This window comes from Limnohabitans sp. TEGF003, from assembly GCF_055395455.1.
The window spans coordinates 411,560-430,485 of record NZ_AP029225.1 but is presented as its reverse complement, the minus strand read 5'-3'; the positions used below and the strand labels follow the sequence as shown (position 1 = coordinate 430,485).

Below are 18,926 nucleotides of genomic sequence, written 5' to 3'. Positions count from 1 at the left end.
TTTTGCAAACCATGTCTCAATTTTCACAAACCATGTCTCAAAACCCTACCGCCTTCTGGGGCGGTATCTTCTTTTCTTTGGCCGCCGGCATGATGTGGGGCCTGGTGTTTGTGGGCCCGCTGATGCTGCCCGACTACCCCGCCGCGCTGCACACCTTTGGCCGCTATCTGGCCTTCGGTCTCATCGCGCTGCCCCTGGCCTTTGTGGACCGCGCCGAGATGCGACGGCTCTCCCGGGCCGATTGGCTGGCCGCGCTCAAGCTGGCGGCCATCGGCAATGTGCTGTATTACCTGTTTCTGGCCAGCGCCATCCAGCGCGCAGGCGGGGCGCTGCCCACCATGATCATCGGCACGCTGCCGGTGGTCATCGCCATCTCGGCCAACCTGCTCAACCACCAGCGCGACGGGCGTTTTCCGTGGCTCAAACTCGCACCGCCTCTGGTGCTGATCCTGCTGGGCATCGCCTGCGTCAACCATGTGGAGTGGACCGCCCTGGTACAAAACCCGGCGGCCGACACCACGCGCTACATCACGGGTGCCGTGCTGGCCGTGGGCGCCGTGGTGTGCTGGACCTGGTACCCGCTGAAAAACGCCGACTGGCTGCGCGGCCACCCTGACCGCAACCCCCGCGTCTGGGCCACGGCACAAGGCATCGCCACCTTGCCGCTGGCCCTGCTGGGCTATGCCGCCTATTGGCTATGGGCCATCGCCACGCACGACCCGATGCCCATGCCGCTGGGCCCTCGTCCGCTCGAATTCATCGGCCTCATGATGGCCATTGGCCTGTTTGCCTCTTGGCTGGGCACCCTGTGCTGGAACGCCGCGAGCCAACGCCTGCCCACCGCCTTGGCCGGTCAGCTCATCGTGTTTGAAACGCTGGCAGCGCTGGCCTACGCCTTCTGGCTGCGCGGCCAGTGGCCCGAACCGCTCACGCTGGCGGGCATTGCACTGCTGGTGGCGGGGGTGATTGGCGGGGTGCGGGTCAAGGCAGTTTGATTCGTTATCCGAATATTTGGCATTTATTCGATTTGCGGGTATATTGCATTTATTCGTTTTACGGATAAAACGCCATGCCGCACACGCTCGTCACCCCCACACAAATGGGGCAAATTCTCAAAACAGCCCGCAAAAACAACCAGCTCAGCCAAACCGAACTGGCGTCCCGGGTGGGTCTCAGCCAAAGCCGCATCTCGGCTTTTGAACAACAACCCGAGAACATCGGTCTGGGCCAGTTGCTGTCCGTGCTCAATGCGCTGGGTCTGGAACTCACCGTTCAACCACGTCAGACCACCGCGCCGCAAGCCCTGCTGGCGCGGGACAGCGACGCGCCGGAGTGGTGACATGGGGCGCCCTGCACACACCCAAGCACTGTCCATCTGGACGAACGGTGAGCGCGTAGGCACCTGGCGCATGGGTGGCCGCAGCGGCATGTCGCTGCAATACGACCCCACCTGGATGCGCGCCCCTGCAGGCAGACCACTTTCACTGTCACTGCCCTTTGGCCTGGACGACAGCCCGCTCAAGGGTCCAGCGGTCGCACATTTTTTTGACAACCTGCTGCCCGACAACGAGGCCATCCGCCGTCGGCTGGCGACACGTTTCAAAACCGGCTCAACCGATGCATTCGATTTGTTGCGCGCCATCGGCCGGGACTGTGTCGGGGCTGTGCAATTGCTGGGCGAAGACGAAGCGCCGCACAACGTGACCCAAATCGAAGGCACCCGCATGAGCGAGTCCGATGTCGAACAACACCTGCTGCGTGTGGTCAACCCCACCAGCGCCTTGGGCAGCCCCAACACCGATGACGATCTGCGCATCTCTTTGGCAGGCGCACAGGAAAAAACAGCGCTGCTCTGGCATCAAGGGCAATGGATGCGACCCCAAGGCACCACGCCCACCACCCACATCCTCAAAATGCCGCTGGGCCTGGTGGGCAACCAGAAAGTGGACCTGAGCAGCTCAGTCGACAACGAATGGCTGTGCCTGACGCTGCTGCGTGAATTCGGTCTGCCGGTAGCGCGGTGCGCTGTGCTCACCTTTGGCACTCAACGCGTGTTGGCTGTGGAGCGCTTTGACCGCCAACTGCATTCATCCGGCCAATGGTGGATGCGGCTGCCGCAGGAAGATTTTTGTCAGGTCCTGGGCCTGCCATCGCACCTGAAGTACGAAGCCGATGGTGGCCCCGGCGTGCGCGACATTGCCCAAGTGTTGATGCGCTCAACCCAGGCACAGACCGATCTGCGTCACTTCATGAAAAGCCAGATTTTGTTCTGGCTGCTGGCCGCACCCGATGGCCACGCCAAAAATTTCAGCATTCAGATCTTGCCGCAAGGCCAATTCAAGCTCGCCCCGCTGTACGACGTCATGTCGATCTGGCCGATTGAAGGACCTGGCCCCAACCAATGGTCCATTCACAAGCTCAAATTGGCCATGGCTTTTTGGGGCAAGAACAAGCATTACCAGCACAAAGAAGTGCTGCAACGGCATCTGGTCAGCACCGCAAAAATCTGCGGCCTCAAAGCCGATGTGGCATCCATGATCGAAGAAATCGTGACCCAAGCACCGCAAGCCATCGCCAACACCCAAGCCCAACTGCCACATGGGTTCAAGGCAGCCGTACTCGACAAAACCCTGGCGGGCTTGCAAGCCACGTTGGAAAGACTCGGGTGAAGGACCACATCGCCGCTAGTGGTCGAAAGCAAATAAGACCTGCGTCCGCTTGAGACCCCACACCACACCTAAAATGCAAACCTATGTTTGAGCAAACCTTTAAAAATATCGATGACATCCTGCACAAAGACGCGGGGTGCACCAGCGAGCTGGACTACACCGAGCAATCCTCCTGGCTGCTGTTTTTAAAGTACCTCGACGCCCTCGAAGCCGACAAAGCCACCGAGGCGGTGCTGGAGGGGCGTGACTACCAGTTCATCTTGAGCGAGCCTTACCGCTGGGCCGCCTGGGCCGCGCCCAAGGGCGCAGACGGCAAGATCGACCACAACGCCGCCATGACGGGCGACGACCTCAAAGGCTTTGTCAACGGCCAACTGTTCCCGTATCTGGCGGGCTTCAAGCAACGCGCCAGCGGGCCGCAGACCATCGAATACAAAATTGGTGAAGTCTTTGGCGAGATCACCAACAAAATCCAAAGCGGCTACAACCTGCGCGATGTGATCGACCGCATCGACGAGCTGCGCTTTGGCAGCCAGGCCCAAAAGCACGAGCTGTCGCACCTGTACGAAGCCAAGATCAAAAACATGGGCAACGCCGGGCGCAACGGCGGCGAGTACTACACACCGCGCCCATTGATCCGCGCCATGATCGAGGTGGTGCAACCGCAAATTGGCGAGCGCATTTACGACGCCGCCTGCGGCTCGGCGGGCTTTTTGTGCGAAGCTTTTGCATATCTGAGCCCCAAGGCCACCAAGGCCGACGACTTGGAGACGCTGCAAAAGCGCACCTTCTTCGGCAAAGAGAAAAAGAGCCTCGCCTACGTGATCGGCATCATGAACATGATCCTGCACGGCATCGAGGCGCCCAACATCGTGCACACCAACACGCTGGGCGAAAACATCAACGATATCCAGGAGCGCGACCGCTACGACGTGATCTTGGCCAACCCGCCCTTTGGCGGCAAAGAGCGCAAAGAGGTGCAGCAAAACTTCCCCATCAAAACCGGGGAAACCGCCTTCTTGTTCATGCAGCACTTCATCAAAAGCCTGCGTGCCGGGGGACGTGCGGCGGTGGTCATCAAAAACACGTTTCTGAGCAACACCGACAACGCCAGCGTGGCTCTGCGCAAACAGCTGCTGACGGATTGCAACCTGCACACCGTGCTGGACTGCCCCGGCGGCACCTTTCAGGGGGCGGGCGTCAAAACCGTGGTGCTGTTCTTCACCAAAGGCGAGTCCACCCGCCAGACCTGGTTCTACCAACTGGACCCCGGCCGGTCCTTGGGCAAAACCAACCCGCTGAACGACGCGGACCTGGTGGAGTTTGTGCAGCTGCAAAAGACCTTTGCCGACTCGCCCAAAAGCTGGACCGTAGCCGCCGACAGCATCAACCTCGACACCTTTGACCTGTCGGTGAAAAACCCGAACGGAAGCGAAGCCGTGGTGCACCGCAGCCCGGCAGAGATCCTGGATGAGATCGCGGCGCTGGATGCCGAGGCAGCGGAGGTGCTGGAGAATATTCGGGGGTTATTGACATGAAGTCGGGGTGGGAAATAAAGCCGCTCGGTGAATTGTGTGAGTTTCAGCGAGGCCTGACGTACGCCAAAAGCGATGAAGTCGCAGAGTCAAATGTGGTCGTGCTACGAGCCAATAACGTAGACCTTGAAACGAATACCCTTGACTTCACAGATCTGCGCTACATCGCAAACACCATTGATGTGCCAAACGAGAAAAGAATCAAGAAAGGCTCTCTACTGATCTGTACCGCAAGCGGTAGCAAGTCACACCTTGGAAAAGTCGCATTCATAGACAACGAATACGACTACGCCTTCGGCGGCTTCATGGGCCAAATCACACCCAAGCCAGAAATGGACGGGCGCTACCTCTTCCATGTGATGACCTCCCCTGCTTACAAGGATTTCATCGCTGCTCTCTCAGATGGTGCCAATATCAACAACCTGAATCGCCCCGGATTTTGAGGAGGCTCCACACTTTGAGAAGATGGAGCCATGAGCAAGAAATCAAACCGTTTTTCACCCGAAATGCGCGAACGCGCTGTCCGCATGGTGCTCGAACACCGCGGCGAGTACCCATCTCTTTGGGCCACCATTGAATCAATTGCCCCCAAGATCGGGTGTGTGCCGCAAACCCTCAACGACTGGGTTCGCCAGCACGAAGTTGATGCAGGCATGCGCGATGGCCTCAGCTCTGACGAGCGAGCCCGCATCAAAGACCTTGAGCGTGAAGTCAAAGAGCTGCGCAAAGCCAACGAGATCCTCAAGCTGGCGAGCGCTTTTTTTGCCCAGGCGGAGCTCGACCGCCGACTCAAGTCCTGAGAGCCTTTGTAGATAAACATCGTGCCACCTACGGGGTCGAGCCGATTTGCAAAGTGCTGCAAATTGCCCCCTCTGGTTACAGATGCCATGCTGCCCGCCAACGCAAACCCGAACTGCTTTGCGCCCGAGCCAAACGCGATGAAGCCCTGATGCCAAAGATCCAAGCCGTCTGGCAGGCCAATATGCAGGTCTATGGGGCCGACAAGGTCTGGCACCAGATGAATCGTGAAGGAACTGAGGTGGCGCGTTGTACGGTCGAGCGGCTCATGAAACGCATGGGATTGCAGGGTGTGCGCAGGGGCAAGGTCATCCGCACGACGGTCCCGGACAAAGCAGCACCTTGCCCCCTAGACAGAGTCAATCGCCAGTTCAAAGCCGATCGGCCCAACCAGCTGTGGGTGTCAGACTTCACCTACGTCAGCACCTGGCAGGGCTGGCAATATGTGGCCTTTGTGATTGACGTGTTTGCCCGGCGCATCGTGGGCTGGCGGGTGAGCAGCTCCATGCGCACGGACTTTGTGCTCGATGCGCTGGAGCAAGCGCTGTTTGACAGGCAACCCGAGCGCTCGGATGCCTTGATACATCACTCGGACAGGGGGTCTCAATACGTTTCCATTCTCTACACCGAACGCCTGGCCCAAGCTGGGATAGAGCCCTCGGTGGGCAGCCGTGGCGACAGCTACGACAACGCCCTGGCCGAGACGATCAATGGGCTGTACAAGGCCGAATTGATCCACCGCCGTGCACCCTGGAAAACCAAGGAGGCACTGGAACTGGCGACCCTGGAATGGGTGGCTTGGTTCAACCACCACCGACTGCTCAGCTCGATTGGGTATATTCCACCGGCTGAAGCTGAGGAGAACTACTACCGGCAGCTAGCCGGCAAGAACGAGACCGAGGTCTCAACTTAAACCAACTGGCCTCCACGAAAACCGGGGCGATTCAAACCTGAAGTTCAGTGATTTACGGAATTTTCAGGTTGCACTTCCATTAATTGCTGAACAGCGCCGCATCGTCACCCTCCTCGACGAAGCCTTTGCCGACATCGCCACCGCCAAAGCCAACGCCGAAAAAAACCTTCAAAACGCCCGCGAGCTTTTTGACAACACGTTGCAATCACTGGTTGACTGCACATTAAGCGGTAGAACCAAACACTCAATGACGGATGTGTGCGACATCACCTCTAAACTGGTTGATCCAAGAGAAAATCAATATTTGGATCTGCCCCACGTAGGCGCTGGAAACATCGAAACCAAAACCGGTGCACTGGTTGATGTCAAAACTGCTCGTGAAGAAAACCTGATTTCTGGTAAGTTCTTGTTCGACGAATCAATGGTTCTGTACAGCAAGATACGACCCTACTTGATGAAAGTGGTTCGTCCAGATTTCAATGGTCTTTGCAGTGCAGACATTTATCCATTGACCCCTAAGACGGGCGTCATCACCCGCGACTATCTTTACTACCTGCTACTGGCTCCAGCCTTTACCGAGTATGCAATCAAGGGTTCGGCCCGTGCGGGAATGCCTAAAGTCAATCGAGAGCACTTGTTCGCCTATCAGGTCGCATTACCTTCTGTGCAAGAGCAAACGCGCATTTCAGAAAATTTGGATGAAATCGCAACCGAGACTACTCGCCTCGAATCCATCTACCGCCAAAAACTCACTACCCTCGACGACCTCAAAAAATCCCTGCTCCACCAAGCCTTCAACGGACAACTCTAAGTACACACGATGACCGTACCGACAACCCCAGTCACACCATTCACTGTGGATGCTCTCCTGGATATGGTTATCGCGCCAGAATGGTTTGACTCCACCAAAGAAAAATTAAGCGAAGCTGCAGTTTTAACTGGCCTGCTAGATTTCGGTCTGTTTGCAGACAAAGTGCCGCCCTGCTTTACATCCGAGGGATTGGCAGTTATCGCTTCATTGGCCATGCGCGACGTTCTTGTAGAAGCAGACGAGAAAATGCTGAAAGACAGCATTGATTCAAAAGCCCATGACTACATTAGGTACGAAGCGCTACGCGACATCAATATCCCGAGACATCTTGGTATTCCCCACCCAGAAGCGTATGCGGTGCAATCGCTAGCGATCGCTCGGCACTGGAAAGAAGTTTCAACACACTGCAATCAGCCTAAGCCGGCAATCAGTCGAATCCACGTAAGGCCAAATGGTAGCGGCAGTATTTTCGAAATGAATTACAAGGGAGAAGAACGCTACCAATTGGAAGAGGATGAAATTCGATGGATGTCGGGTACGCAATACGTCGTTCATGCCGATGTGGCATCATGCTTTCCGAGTATTTATACCCATTCCATTCCTTGGGCTCTGCATGGAAAGGCGACCTCCAAGAAATTGAAAAGCATAACGGTGCTGGCAGGTAACTTGCTAGACAAGTGCACGCAAATCACCCGTGATCAGCAAACCAATGGATTGCTGATCGGCCCACACTCATCCAACATCATTTCGGAAATCATCCTCACAAAAATTGATGCCGAATTGCTGGCTAAGGGGTTTAAGCGAATTTCTCGTCACATTGATGACTACACCTTTTACGCAGACGACTATGCGCAAGCTGAGTGTTTCGTAAAACATTTAGGTTTGTGCTTGCGTGGCTTCGAGATGTCGCTCAACGACAAGAAGACCCGTATCTTGCCGCTTCCACGACCGAGCACAGAAAACTGGATTCAAAGATTGAATCGCTTTTCCTTTCCCAAGGAGGAGGAAATTCGGTTTTCGACAGTCCGCTCATTTCTTGATCTGGCCTTGGAATGCTCGCAGAACGCTTGCAAGTCAACGCCATTGAATTACGCGATCAAAGTGCTCGCCAACCCAGCACATAAATTGAACTCAAGGGCAAGAAGACTTTACATACTTGAAGCTACAAACCTTTCATTGGCATATCCATACCTAGCACCGCAATTGGACAAACATGTTTTTGACAGGTACGGACATGATGATCTAGCGATACAAGTTTCAGAGTTCTCAAGCTCATTGGCAAAAATGGGACTGCGCAAGTTGTACCCAGACTCGATTGCTCATGCGCTTTTCTACACGCTGAAGCACGAGATCCAACTCAACTTGAATGACGACGAATTCAAAGAAATCGTGGCTCTTGATGACTGCATCGTCAATGTCTTGCTATTTGAGTATGCGACCCGAAACCAACGTGGAAAGGTGGTTACGGCAATTAAGAACCGAGCTAAAGAACTCAAGTCCTGGGATAAACGTGAGCGTGACAAGCATTGGCTCTTGATTTATCAACTTTGGACGGAAAAAGAACTCCGGGACAACGCCCAGCGATTTTTAGCTGAATTGAAGTCGCAAAATTTCCAGTTTCTAAAAATCCCATCTGCAAAAAAACCGACCTAAACTGAAAAACTCACCGCCCTCGACGACCTCAAAAAATCCCTGTTGCACCAAGCCTTCAGCGGGCAGCTCTAAATCCATGTCTACACAACGCTACTCCGTCACCCCTCACCCCATAGAAACCTTGTTGACTTGGGTGAAGTCGGGCGAAATCGCCATCCCCGAAATTCAGCGCCCTTTCGTTTGGGAAGCCACCAAGGTCCGCAACTTGCTGGACTCGCTCTACCAAGGCTTTCCAGTGGGGTATTTGATTGCTTGGCGCAACCCCACCGTCAAGCTCAAAGACGGCTCAAACTCTGCAGGCAAGCGCATCCTCATTGATGGCCAGCAGCGCGTGACCGCTTTGATGGCGGCTTTGTTGGGCATTGAGGTTCTGACTGAAGATTACGAGACGGTCAACATCAAGATCGCCTTCAATCCGCAAGAAGAAAAGTTTGAGGTCGCGAACCCTGCTATCCAAAAAAACGCCGCTTGGTGGCCCAACGTGGCCAGCATCTTTGATCCTTCGACGGATTTATTCCAGCTTGTGTCCGACTACTGCGCAGCCAATGAGGGCTGCCAACAGAACGATTTGTTCAAGGTGGTCACGCGCTTGAAGGGCATTGTTCACAACCACGTGGGCGTGATTGAACTGGCCGAAGACCTTGACATTGAAACCGTCACCGAAATCTTCATCCGCGTGAACTCGGCAGGCAAAGCTTTGTCACAAGCCGACTTTGCGATGTCCAAAATCGCTGTCAATGAAAGCTACGGCGGTAACGTCTTGCGCAAAGCCATCGACTACTTCTGTCATTTAGCCATATCCCCCGAGTTCAAAGCCAAGATCGAAAAAGGCGACAAGGCTTTCACGGGCTCGGAGTTTTACGGCAAGATGAAATGGATCTGCGATGTCAACGATGACATCTACGATCCGAATTACACCGACATGTTGCGCGTGGCTTTTACATCCGAGTTTGGCCGGGGCAAGCTGCAAGATCTGGTGGCACTGCTGTCGGGCCGAAACTTTTTGACCAAGGCTTACGAAGACGCCATTGCAGAAGACTCGTTCAAAAAGCTCAAAAACGGCATTCTGGCTTTCATCAACGAGACGCACTTTGACCGCATCACGATGATTTTGCGTTCGGCTGGTTTCATCACCAGCGACATGATCACCAGCCAAAACGCGGTCAACTTTGCCTACATCGTTTACCTGCGTGGGCGCAAAGAGCAAGTGCCTGCGGCAGAGTTGGAGCAACTGGTTCGTCGCTGGTATGCCATGTCGGTGCTGCGGGGCCGATACAGCGGCTCCCCAGAATCCCAGTTTGACTTTGACATTCGCCAGATCGACGCACACGGGGTCGTTCAATACGCCAACACGGTTATTCCAAACGAACTGCCAGACAGCTTCTGGACGGGCATGTTGCCGCAGTTCATGGACACATCCTCAATCAAGAGCCCTTTCTTCATTTGCTACAAAGCCGCACAAGTCAAACTGGGTGACAGAGGGTTTTTGTCACGCGACATCACAGTTCGCGACCTCTTATTGAACAGGGCCGATGTTCACCATGTTTACCCACGCCAGCACCTCAAAGACAAAGGCTTGACCCCTTCGAGCTACAACCAGATTGCAAATTACGTGATCGCACAGAGCGAGATCAACATTGCCATCGGGGCCAAAGCGCCCGAAAAATACTTTGCAGAGCTGCTTGATCAAGCCCAAAACGCCAGTCAAAAATACGGCGGGATTCAGTCTGTGGATGACATGCAAGCCAACTTAGAAGCAAACTGTCTGCCAGTGAGTTTGCTTGGAGGCAATGCACCCAGCTACGACGACTTTTTGCAATTGCGCAGGCAATTGATGGCGCAAAAGATCAAGACTTGGTTCGGTCAGCTTTGAGCATTGGTGGATGTAAAGCGTCAACATCACATCGTCGGGTGCGATATAGCTAAAAACAAGATCTCCCCTTGTTGTTAATTTGACTACGATGATGTATATTCGACAACATCGTTGTCAATTCAACATCAAACCATGAACGAAGCCCAGCTCATCGAGGTTTTTGGCGGTCAGGCCCGATTCAAAGTGTTGCAAGCACTGTTTGCCGAACCGGGTCGGGGATTTGGCCCGCGTGAGCTGGCTGCAGCCTCGGGCATCGATCCCGGCAACACGGCACGCTTGCTCAAGCGCTGGACAGAGGCGGGCCTGGTGCAGCGCCGTCAGCAAGATGGCCTGCCCCGTTATTACGCCAGTACAGACCCGCAGCTGGCACCGTTGGTGACACTCATGCAGCAAGACAGCGCGCTGGTGCGTACGCTGCGTGAGACGCTTGAGAAACTGGATGGAATCGAAGTGGCCGTGGTGTTTGGCTCGGTGGCCCGGGGCCAGGCCACCGCCAACAGCGATGTCGACGTGCTGATTCTGGGCACGGCTTCTGAACTCAAGGCCAACGCCGCACTCAGGCCTGCAGGTCGCCAGTTGGGCCGAAAGGTGCACGCCACTGCGTGTACGATAGAAGCATTCAAAAAACAGGTGTTAGACCGTGAAAGCTTTGCCCAAGAGGTCGCCCAAAGCCCTCGCATTCCGCTGATTGGACATTTTGATGCTGCGATCTTTTCAGCGCCTGGCCAGTGAGCCAGATGCCCCCGTCAAACAGCAAGCGACCAACGCCAAGGACGCAGTGGCTTGGCTGCAGAGTGCGCAGGTCAAGTTGACGGATGCTCAACAAACCGCCGTGTCATCCGGCACCCGCATGGACGCGGCCTGGGACGCCGTGCTGATGGCCTGCCTGGCTGTGGGTGCTGCGCAGGGCTGGCGCATCACCAGTGACAAGGGCCACCATGCCGCAGCCCTTGAGGGGGCCGCACAGGCGGTATCGCTGAGTGTCATGGCCTTCGACGAACTCGACACCCTGCGGGATTGGCGCAACCGCAAATACCGGGCTGGCTTTCAAGTCGATTCTGATGAACTGGCAGAGGCGCTTGAACTGGTGGCGTCCTTCCTGAAAACCGTGGCCAACTGGTTTGCCGAACACCACGCCAAACTGCTCACCCGAGGCCTGCAGCCATGAACGAAGCCGAAACCCGCGCCGAACACATCGACCCAGCCCTGGCCGCCGCTGGCTGGGGCCAGGTGGATGGCAGCCGCATCTTGCGGGAGCACAACATCACGGCGGGCCGCCTGCAAGGCGCGGGCAAGCGGGCGCGGGCCGACATTGCCGACTATGTGCTGGTCTACCGCAACACCAAGCTGGCGGTGATCGAGGCCAAGGCTTGGGCCAAGCCGCTGACCGAGGGCGTGGGTCAGGCCAAGAGCTACGCGGCCAAGCTGGCCATTCGCCACACCTATGCCACCAACGGCCAGGGCATTTACGGCATCGACATGCACACGGGGGCCGAGGGCGAAGTGACCCGCTACCCCACGCCCGATGAGCTGTGGGACATGGCCTTTGGCGAGAGCGAGGCGCAAGCCGCCGCCTGGCGCAAACGCTTTGCCGCCGTGCCGCTCGAAGACAAAGGCGGCACCTGGACGGGCCGCTATTACCAAGAAAGCGCCATCACCCGCGTGCTGGAGTCGTCCCTGCAAAATTCATTTCAAGCCAGCGCCCAGCGTTGATCTGAGTTTTGCAGTCGGTTGAGGCCGAAGATTTCTGCCAATTTCTCAAACAAACCCGCTAAACCGCTCACCTGCAACAGACACAACAAAAGGCCCAGGCCTTTCTTGACGATCATCCGCAGCAGCCAGCGGATGTTGTAGCCCGCCGCGCACAGCACCGCGTGCAGCGCATCACCCTCTGAGCCCTTGAGGTGGCAGCGATCCATGCGGTGGTCGGCCTTGAGGTGCCCGATGATCGGCTCGATGGCTTGGCGTCTTTTGAGCAGCCTGCGCTCTTCATCTGTGAGCCGCTTGTCCTTGCCACGGTGTTTGATCTCGATGTCCGGGTTGTCCTTGTCCACCCCCCGGTAGCCCAAGTCTGCGTACACCACCTCGGGCTTGACGCCCAAGCCCTGCATCAAGATGGCGCTTTGCTCGATCTGCTCATGCATGGTGTGCCCGTCATACGGGTTACCGGGAAAGCTCCTGGCACCCACGATCAGATTGCCCTTGAGCGTCATGGCCAGGCCCACCTTCACACCAAATTCGTACGGGTTGCGGCTCTTTCCCTTGCTGATGCACTCCACCTCGGGTGCATGCCAGCTGTAGAGCTTGGCGCGGTTGTCCACTGCCTTGCGGCTGCCGGTCTGCGTGACCAAGCGTTTGGCCTTGCCCAAGGTCTGGCCCAAGGTGTCTTGTATGGCTTGGCTGAGCGTGGTCATCTTGCGAGCCACCTCGCGCTGCAGCCTGCCAACGATGGTGCGTTGGCGTTTGATGACTTTGCGCATGCGTTTGAATTGACGCGCATGGGCGTAGCGCCCAGCCTTGTAGCCCAGCAGTTGCCCTTCTTTGGCGTAGGTTTGCTTGAGCTCGATGCCATTGGCTTTGGCCGCCTCCACCACCTTGGACCTGGCGGTCTCCAGCAGCTTGCTGTCTGTGGGGTGAGCCACGGCTTTTTCTTGCACCGTGGAGTCCACGATCACGCGCGTCAACTCTTTCTTGGCGATCAGCTTGAGCGTGACGGCCACCTCCATGGTGCGGGCCAGCAGCTCTTCCACACCTTCTTCGCCAAGGGCTTTACGGAAGCGCCCCAGTTGTGTCGGGTCGCACGGCCATTGGTGCTCGAAATACTCATTGCCAGAAAAGTATTGCCAAGTGGGGGTCTCGCCCCAACGCTGAATCACGTCTTCATCGCTCTCGTTGAACGCATGCTTGAGGTACAGCAGCGCCACCATCAGACGGGTGGGCAAACGAGGACGGCCAGCATTGGAGACGCCGCCACCGGCAACGGCCGAGACCGGGCCAAACAAATCCAAATCTTCGATCTTCTTGCCAGCCTTGACCTGGCGTGCCCAACGATGGGCGAGGGAAGCTTCGATTTCTTGCCAAGGCATGCGGTTGGCCAGTACCGCAAGCGGGTGACGCAAATCGATCATCTGGTCCAGGCGGTTGCGGAAAAAGTCATCGGTCATGGCGCTGATTTCAAAAACTCCCAGAAAACAGCCTCCATTGGATATCTATTTGAGAGTTCTGACCATCCGGATTCACCCCAGATCACAAGCATTCATGCGGGTTGCAGGGGTTTTGCAGGGACGACGCTGGAGGCGGTGGCCAACGGCAAAGACCGTGTGCTGCTGACGCTGGCCACGGGCACGGGCAAAACCTTCATCGCGTTTCAGCTGGCGTGGAAGCTGTTTCACAGCCGCTGGAACCTCAAGGATTGGAAAGACGGCACGGAACCCAGCCGCCGCCCACGCATTTTGTTTTTAGCCGACCGCAACATCCTGGCCGATCAGGCGTTCACCGCGTTCTCGCCCTTCCCCGAAGATGCGGTGGTGCGCATCGACCCCAGCGACATCAAGAAGAAAGGCCGCGTGCCCAAGAACGGCAGCGTGTTCTTCACGATCTTCCAGACCTTCATGAGCGGGCCGGGTGAAACGCCCTACTTTGGCGAATACCCGCCGGACTTTTTTGACTTCATCATCATCGACGAGTGCCACCGGGGCGGCGCCAACGACGAAGGCAGCTGGCGGGCGATCCTGGAGTACTTCAGCCCCGCCGTGCAGCTGGGCCTGACGGCCACACCCAAGCGCACGATCAACGCCGACACCTATGGCTATTTTGGTGATCCGGTTTACACCTACTCGCTCAAGGACGGCATCAACGATGGCTTTTTGACGCCGTTTCGCGTCAAGCAGATCGTGACCACGCTGGACGATTACGTCTACACCGCCGACGACATGGTGCTGGATGGCGAAGTGCAGCAAGGCAAGCGCTACGAAGAAAAAGACTTTAACCGCAGCATCGAGATCAAAGAGCGCGAGGCCTACCGCGTCAAGCTGTTCATGGACAGCATCGACCAGCGCGAAAAAACCATCGTGTTTTGCGCCACCCAGCAGCACGCCCTGCTGGTGCGCGACCTGATCAACCAGATCAAGACCAGCCCCGCGCCCGACTACTGTGTGCGCGTGACGGCCAACGACGGCAAGCTGGGCGAGCAGCACCTGAGCCAGTTTCAGGACAACGAAAAAACGCTGCCCACCATCCTGACCACGTCGCAAAAACTCTCCACAGGCGTGGACGCCCGCAACGTGCGCAACATCGTGCTCATGCGGCCCGTCAATTCGATGATCGAGTTCAAGCAAATCATCGGGCGCGGCACCCGCTTGTATGACGGCAAGGACTACTTCACGATCTATGACTTTGTGAAGGCGCACCACCTGTTCAGCGACCCGGGATGGGACGGCGAACCCGTGGAGCCCGAGCCACCGACCGAAAAGCCTTTGCCCCCAAGCTGGCAGCCGCCAGACCCGACCGAACCACCCAAAGTGAGCATGCCGGGCGAAGACCGCCCGGCCAAGCTGGTGGTCAAACTGGCCGACGGCAAAACCCGCACCATCCAGCACATCACCTCCACCAGCTACTGGGGGCCAGACGGCAGGCCGCTGTCACCCGCACAGTTTCTGGAAAGCCTGTTTGGCGCCCTGCCCGAGTTCTTCAAAAACGAAGACGAACTGCGCACCCTCTGGGCCGACCCGACCACGCGCAAAGCACTGCTGGGCGGCTTGGCAGACAAAGGCTTTGGCCGCGACCCGCTGCGCGAAATGCAACGCATCATCGAAGCCGAAAAAAGTGACCTCTTCGATGTTCTGGCCTATGTGGCCTTTGCACTGCCCACCGAAACACGCGCCACCCGTGCAGATCGCGCCAAGGCTCACAACGAGGTGACCTACGGCCAAAAGCAACAAGCGTTTTTAGCCTTCGTGCTGGACCAATACGTGACCCAAGGCGTAGACCAACTCGACGCCGACAAACTGACCCCACTGCTCAAGCTGCGCTACAACGCGCTCAATGACGCGATGGAGGAATTGGGGGATGCGGTGTTGGTGAGGAAGGCGTTTGTGGGGATGCAGCGGTATTTGTACGAATAAAAAACGCAGCCCCCCGGTCACCCGAAGCGCTGCGTTTTATTTTGCAAGCCCTCTCGGGCCTGTCCGTCAATACACCGGCTGATGCTGCTTCAAGCTGGCGATGACCGCATCGGTGAGTACAAACCCCGCGCCGTACAACCCTGCCAATTCACCACACCGCTTGGCGAACGCATCTACCCCTTGGCCATAGATGAACTGCAGCGCCCCACCCGTCCAGGCCGGAAAGCCGATGCCGAAGATCGAGCCGATATTGCCATCGTGCACCGAGGTGAGCACGCCTTCTTGCAGGCAGCGGGCGGTTTCCACGGCCTGGCGGTACAGCAGGCGATCTTTGATGTCTTGCTGGTTGTAGGCCACATCTGCTTTTTCAAAGCGGGTTTTGAGTTCGGGCCACAGCACTTTTTTCTGGCCAGCGGGGTAGTCGTAAAAACCACCACCTGCGGCGCGGCCGGGGCGTTGGAGTTCCTTGACCATGCGCTCGACCAGCAGCTCGCCGGGGGAGGCCTGGTAAGTCTTGCCCTCTTTGGCGAAGTCTTCGCGGGTTTGGTCCAGCACATGCACCGACAGCGACAGCGCGGTTTCGTCCAGCACGGCCAGCGGGCCGACGGGCATGCCCACTTGCATGGCCAGGTTCTCGATCACGGGGGCGGGGATGCCCTCGCCCAGCATGGCCGCGCCTTCCATCACAAAGGTGCCAAAGGTACGGCTGGTGTAAAAGCCGCGCGAGTCGTTCACCACGATCGGCAGCTTGCCCAGTGCCTGCACGTAGTCATACGCACGGGCAATCGTCTCGTCGTCGGTCTGTGCACCGCGAATGATCTCCACCAGCTGCATCTTGTCGACGGGGCTGAAGAAGTGGATGCCCACGAATTTCTCGGGCTTAGCGCTGGCTTTGGCCAAGCCGCTGATGGGCAAGGTGGAGGTGTTGCTGGCAAAGAAGCCGCTGAACTCGGGTGTTTGGGCGAGCATGGGCTCGGCCTCTTGCGTGACCTTGGCCTTGAGTTCGCGGTTTTCAAACACAGCCTCAATGATCAGGTCGCAGCCTTGGAGGTCAGCGGCGCTGGCCGTGGGTTGGATGAGTGACAACAAAGCCGCTTGCTTGTCTGCAGCCATGCGGCCTTTGTCCACGCGCTTTTGCGTGAGCTTGTGGCTGTAGGCCTTGCCTTTTTCAGCGGCTTCCATGCTCACGTCTTTCAGCACGGTGGCGATGCCCCGGCTCGCTTGCGCATAGGCGATGCCCGAGCCCATCATGCCTGCGCCCAGGATGCCCACTTTTTGCGGCTTGTAGCGCGGTGCAGCCTTGGGTCGGCTTTGGCCGCCCTTGATGCTGTTCATGTTGAAGAAGAAGGTGTTGATCATGTTGCGCGCCACCTGGCTGGTCATGAGACCGGCGAGGTAACGGCTTTCGATGCGCATGGCGGTGTCAAAGTCCACCATCGCGCCTTCGACCATGGCGGCCAACGCCGCTTCGGGCGCGGGGTACAGACCGCGTGTTTTTTGCTTGAGCACGGCAGGTGCCACACTCAGCATGCCCGCGATCTTGGGGTTGCTGGGCGTGCCGCCGGGCATTTTGTAGTCCTTGCGGTCCCACACATGCTGGGCGGCTTCGGGCTGGCCTTGCGATGCAGCGATGAAAGCCAATGCGCGGGGGCGCAACTGATCGTCACTGTCCACCAGCTCATGCACCAGGCCCAGCTTGACGGCTTCGTCGGGGCCAAAGAGTTGGCTTTCCAGCACATAGGGCTGCGCGGCCAGCAAACCCAGCACGCGGGTCATCTTGGTGATGCCACCACCACCGGGGATCAAGCCCAGCGTGACTTCGGGCAGTCCGAACTGGGTTTTGGGGTTGCGGGTGGCGATGCGGTGGTGGCCGATCAACGCCACTTCCCAGCCACCGCCCAGCGCAGTGCCATTCAGGCAGCTGACCACGGGCACGCCCAGCGTCTCGATGGTGCGGAAACTTTTCTTGATGCCTTCGATCTCGGCAAAAACACGCGGGCCGTCCGAGGCTTGCGAGCGCATCACGCCCTTGAGGTCTGCCCCCGCAAAAAACGACGTCTTGGCCGAAGCCAGGATGACGCCCTTGAGTTGGGCCTTGTCTTTGGCCACCTGCTCGGCCGCCTGGGCCAGGTCGGCCTGCCATTGCAGGCACATGGTGTTGACCGGCGAGCCCTGCTCGTCAAAGGTGATGGTGGCGATGCCGTCCGCCAATTCGTAGCGCAGTGTTTTCAAAATCATGATGCTGTCTCCCTGGTCAAACGCGTTCAACGATGGTGGCAATGCCCATGCCGCCGCCCACACACAAAGTGGCCAAGCCGTAGCGCAACTTGCGGCGGTGCAGTTCGTCGATCAGGATGCCCAGAATCATCGCGCCCGTGGCCCCCAGCGGGTGGCCCATGGCAATGGCACCGCCGTTCACGTTCACCTTGTCGTGCGGCACACCCATCTCTTGCATGAACTTCATGGGCACGGCGGCAAAGGCTTCGTTCACCTCGAACAAATCGATCTGGTCAATCGTCAGGCCCGCCTTGGCCAGCGCCTTGCGCGCGGCGGGCATGGGGCCTGTGAGCATGATGGTCGGGTCGGCCCCGGACAAGGCCACCGACACGATGCGGGCGCGTGGTGTGAGGCCATGGGTTTTGCCTGCGGCTTCCGAGCCGATCAACACCGCCGCTGCGCCGTCCACGATGCCAGACGAGTTGCCCGCGTGGTGCACATGGTGGATGCGCTCGACCTGCGGGTAGCGCTGCAAGGCCACGGCGTCAAAGCCCATGGCCCCAAGCTGTTCAAACGAAGCTTTCAGGCCGCCCAATGTTTCCACTGTGGTGCCGGGCTTGATGAATTCGTCTTGCGCCAGGATGACCTGTCCCAGCTTGTCTTTGACCGGCACGACCGAGCGGTCGAAATAGCCCGCTGCACGCGCGGCCGTGGCGCGCTTTTGCGACTCGACCGCATAGGCATCCACATCGTGACGCGTGAAGCCGCTCAGGGTGGCGATCAAGTCCGCACCAATGCCTTGCGGCACAAACAGCGTGGCGCTGTTGGTTTCGGGGTCTTGCGCCCAAGCGCCGCCGTCCGCACCAATCGGCACGCGGCTCATGCTTTCAACGCCGCCAGCAACGACCAGATCTTCCCAGCCGCTGCGCACCTTCATGGCGGCGGTGTTGACCGCTTCCAGGCCCGAGGCGCAAAAGCGGTTGAGCTGCACGCCCGAGCAGCGCCAGTCCCAACCGGCTGCCAGAGCCGCCACTTTGGGGATCACCGAGCCTTGCTCGCCAATGGGCGAGACCACGCCCATGACCACGTCGTCTACCGCAGCAGTGTCGAACTGGTTGCGGCTTTGCAGCTCGCGCAACACGCCGCTCAAAAGACTGATCGGCTTGACCTCGTGGAGGCTGCCGTCTTTTTTGCCTTTGCCACGCGGTGTGCGTATGGCGTCGTAAACAAATGCTTCGCTCATGAATGTCTCCTGGGGGTCATCAGGGGTTTGCCCTGTGTTGTGGATTTTTGCATTCAGTATAGACTTTTACCAAGCAAACGCTTTGTATAAA

14 protein-coding genes, 2 pseudogenes and 1 other annotated feature are annotated in these 18,926 nt (G+C 57.7%); of the genes and pseudogenes, 13 read left to right on the top strand and 3 right to left on the bottom strand.

The window, feature by feature from the left end; all coding sequences use genetic code 11:
* Positions 1 to 32 precede the first annotated feature (32 nt).
* The 12 genes and pseudogenes from ACZ5RT_RS02175 to ACZ5RT_RS02120 all read left to right on the top strand — a co-directional run.
* Positions 33 to 995 carry a DMT family transporter gene (locus ACZ5RT_RS02175; protein WP_464453367.1) on the top strand — a complete coding sequence of 321 codons (963 nt, stop codon included), beginning with the start codon at positions 33 to 35 and terminating at the stop codon, positions 993 to 995.
* A 74-nt stretch (positions 996 to 1,069) separates the two neighbouring features.
* The gene (locus ACZ5RT_RS02170) at positions 1,070 to 1,339 is read left to right on the top strand and encodes a helix-turn-helix domain-containing protein (RefSeq protein ID WP_416559416.1); all 270 of its coding nucleotides are present in this window, start codon (positions 1,070 to 1,072) and stop codon (positions 1,337 to 1,339) included.
* Between the two features lies 1 nt (position 1,340).
* Positions 1,341 to 2,669 carry a type II toxin-antitoxin system HipA family toxin gene (locus tag ACZ5RT_RS02165; RefSeq protein WP_464453366.1) on the top strand — a complete coding sequence of 443 codons (1,329 nt, stop codon included), beginning with the start codon at positions 1,341 to 1,343 and terminating at the stop codon, positions 2,667 to 2,669.
* An 83-nt stretch (positions 2,670 to 2,752) separates the two neighbouring features.
* A complete protein-coding gene (locus ACZ5RT_RS02160) occupies positions 2,753 to 4,207 on the top strand; it encodes a class I SAM-dependent DNA methyltransferase (protein WP_464453365.1) in 1,455 nt (484 codons plus the stop codon).
* The gene (locus ACZ5RT_RS02155; RefSeq protein WP_464453364.1) at positions 4,204 to 4,647 is read left to right on the top strand and encodes a restriction endonuclease subunit S; all 444 of its coding nucleotides are present in this window, start codon (positions 4,204 to 4,206) and stop codon (positions 4,645 to 4,647) included. The genes ACZ5RT_RS02160 and ACZ5RT_RS02155 overlap by 4 nt, the downstream gene beginning before the upstream one ends.
* Positions 4,648 to 4,677: 30 nt before the next feature.
* Positions 4,678 to 5,915 (top strand): IS3 family transposase gene (locus ACZ5RT_RS02150; RefSeq protein WP_464452786.1). Its coding sequence is split into 2 segments (ribosomal slippage): positions 4,678 to 4,969 and positions 4,969 to 5,915, totalling 1,239 coding nucleotides; the frame shifts between segments, so codons are not numbered across the junction.
* Positions 4,959 to 5,075: a sequence feature (AL1L pseudoknot), on the top strand. It overlaps the preceding gene by 117 nt.
* Before the next feature lie 256 nt (positions 5,916 to 6,171).
* On the top strand, positions 6,172 to 6,726 hold the full coding sequence (locus tag ACZ5RT_RS02145) for a restriction endonuclease subunit S (protein WP_464453363.1): 555 nt from the start codon (positions 6,172 to 6,174) through the stop codon (positions 6,724 to 6,726).
* 9 nt (positions 6,727 to 6,735) lie between these two features.
* Entirely contained in the window at positions 6,736 to 8,379 is a 1,644-nt protein-coding gene (locus ACZ5RT_RS02140; protein WP_464453362.1) for an RNA-directed DNA polymerase, read from the top strand.
* 76 nt (positions 8,380 to 8,455) lie between these two features.
* Entirely contained in the window at positions 8,456 to 10,252 is a 1,797-nt protein-coding gene (locus ACZ5RT_RS02135) for a GmrSD restriction endonuclease domain-containing protein (protein ID WP_464453361.1), read from the top strand.
* Between the two features lie 132 nt (positions 10,253 to 10,384).
* Positions 10,385 to 10,984 carry a nucleotidyltransferase domain-containing protein gene (locus tag ACZ5RT_RS02130; RefSeq protein ID WP_464453360.1) on the top strand — a complete coding sequence of 200 codons (600 nt, stop codon included), beginning with the start codon at positions 10,385 to 10,387 and terminating at the stop codon, positions 10,982 to 10,984.
* A complete protein-coding gene (locus ACZ5RT_RS02125) occupies positions 10,953 to 11,420 on the top strand; it encodes a hypothetical protein (protein WP_464453359.1) in 468 nt (155 codons plus the stop codon). Before ACZ5RT_RS02130 ends, ACZ5RT_RS02125 begins: the two co-directional genes overlap by 32 nt.
* Positions 11,417 to 11,926 (top strand): annotated as a pseudogene (locus ACZ5RT_RS02120) (type I restriction endonuclease subunit R); the annotation flags it as partial. The gene ACZ5RT_RS02125 and the pseudogene ACZ5RT_RS02120, both read left to right, overlap by 4 nt.
* A gap of 17 nt (positions 11,927 to 11,943) precedes the next feature.
* Here the strand turns inward: ACZ5RT_RS02120 and ACZ5RT_RS02115 are convergent.
* Positions 11,944 to 13,416: an IS5 family transposase gene (locus tag ACZ5RT_RS02115; protein WP_464453271.1), complete on the bottom strand. Its 1,473-nt coding sequence runs from the start codon at positions 13,414 to 13,416 to the stop codon at positions 11,944 to 11,946.
* Between the two features lie 126 nt (positions 13,417 to 13,542).
* Here ACZ5RT_RS02115 and hsdR point away from each other — a divergent pair.
* Positions 13,543 to 15,375: pseudogene (hsdR, locus tag ACZ5RT_RS02110) on the top strand (EcoAI/FtnUII family type I restriction enzme subunit R); the annotation flags it as partial.
* 66 nt (positions 15,376 to 15,441) lie between these two features.
* Here the strand turns inward: hsdR and ACZ5RT_RS02105 are convergent.
* Entirely contained in the window at positions 15,442 to 17,607 is a 2,166-nt protein-coding gene (locus ACZ5RT_RS02105) for a 3-hydroxyacyl-CoA dehydrogenase NAD-binding domain-containing protein (protein WP_464454174.1), read from the bottom strand.
* Positions 17,608 to 17,629: 22 nt separating this feature from the next.
* Positions 17,630 to 18,835 (bottom strand): acetyl-CoA C-acetyltransferase, encoded by a 1,206-nt coding sequence (locus ACZ5RT_RS02100; protein ID WP_464453358.1) that lies wholly within the window; start codon positions 18,833 to 18,835, stop codon positions 17,630 to 17,632.
* Positions 18,836 to 18,926 lie beyond the last annotated feature (91 nt).

Excerpts from the sequence above, each read along its gene's own strand:
- ACZ5RT_RS02175 (WP_464453367.1), top strand. The coding sequence starts at position 33 with ATGTCTCAAAACCCTACCGCCTTCTGGGGCGGTATCTTCTTTTCTTTG.
- ACZ5RT_RS02170 (WP_416559416.1), top strand. The coding sequence starts at position 1,070 with ATGCCGCACACGCTCGTCACCCCCACACAAATGGGGCAAATTCTCAAA.
- ACZ5RT_RS02165 (WP_464453366.1), top strand. The coding sequence starts at position 1,341 with ATGGGGCGCCCTGCACACACCCAAGCACTGTCCATCTGGACGAACGGT.
- ACZ5RT_RS02160 (WP_464453365.1), top strand. The coding sequence starts at position 2,753 with ATGTTTGAGCAAACCTTTAAAAATATCGATGACATCCTGCACAAAGAC.
- ACZ5RT_RS02155 (WP_464453364.1), top strand. The coding sequence starts at position 4,204 with ATGAAGTCGGGGTGGGAAATAAAGCCGCTCGGTGAATTGTGTGAGTTT.
- ACZ5RT_RS02140 (WP_464453362.1), top strand. The coding sequence starts at position 6,736 with ATGACCGTACCGACAACCCCAGTCACACCATTCACTGTGGATGCTCTC.
- ACZ5RT_RS02135 (WP_464453361.1), top strand. The coding sequence starts at position 8,456 with ATGTCTACACAACGCTACTCCGTCACCCCTCACCCCATAGAAACCTTG.
- ACZ5RT_RS02130 (WP_464453360.1), top strand. The coding sequence starts at position 10,385 with ATGAACGAAGCCCAGCTCATCGAGGTTTTTGGCGGTCAGGCCCGATTC.
- ACZ5RT_RS02125 (WP_464453359.1), top strand. The coding sequence starts at position 10,953 with ATGCTGCGATCTTTTCAGCGCCTGGCCAGTGAGCCAGATGCCCCCGTC.
- ACZ5RT_RS02115 (WP_464453271.1), bottom strand. The coding sequence starts at position 13,416 with ATGACCGATGACTTTTTCCGCAACCGCCTGGACCAGATGATCGATTTG.
- ACZ5RT_RS02100 (WP_464453358.1), bottom strand. The coding sequence starts at position 18,835 with ATGAGCGAAGCATTTGTTTACGACGCCATACGCACACCGCGTGGCAAA.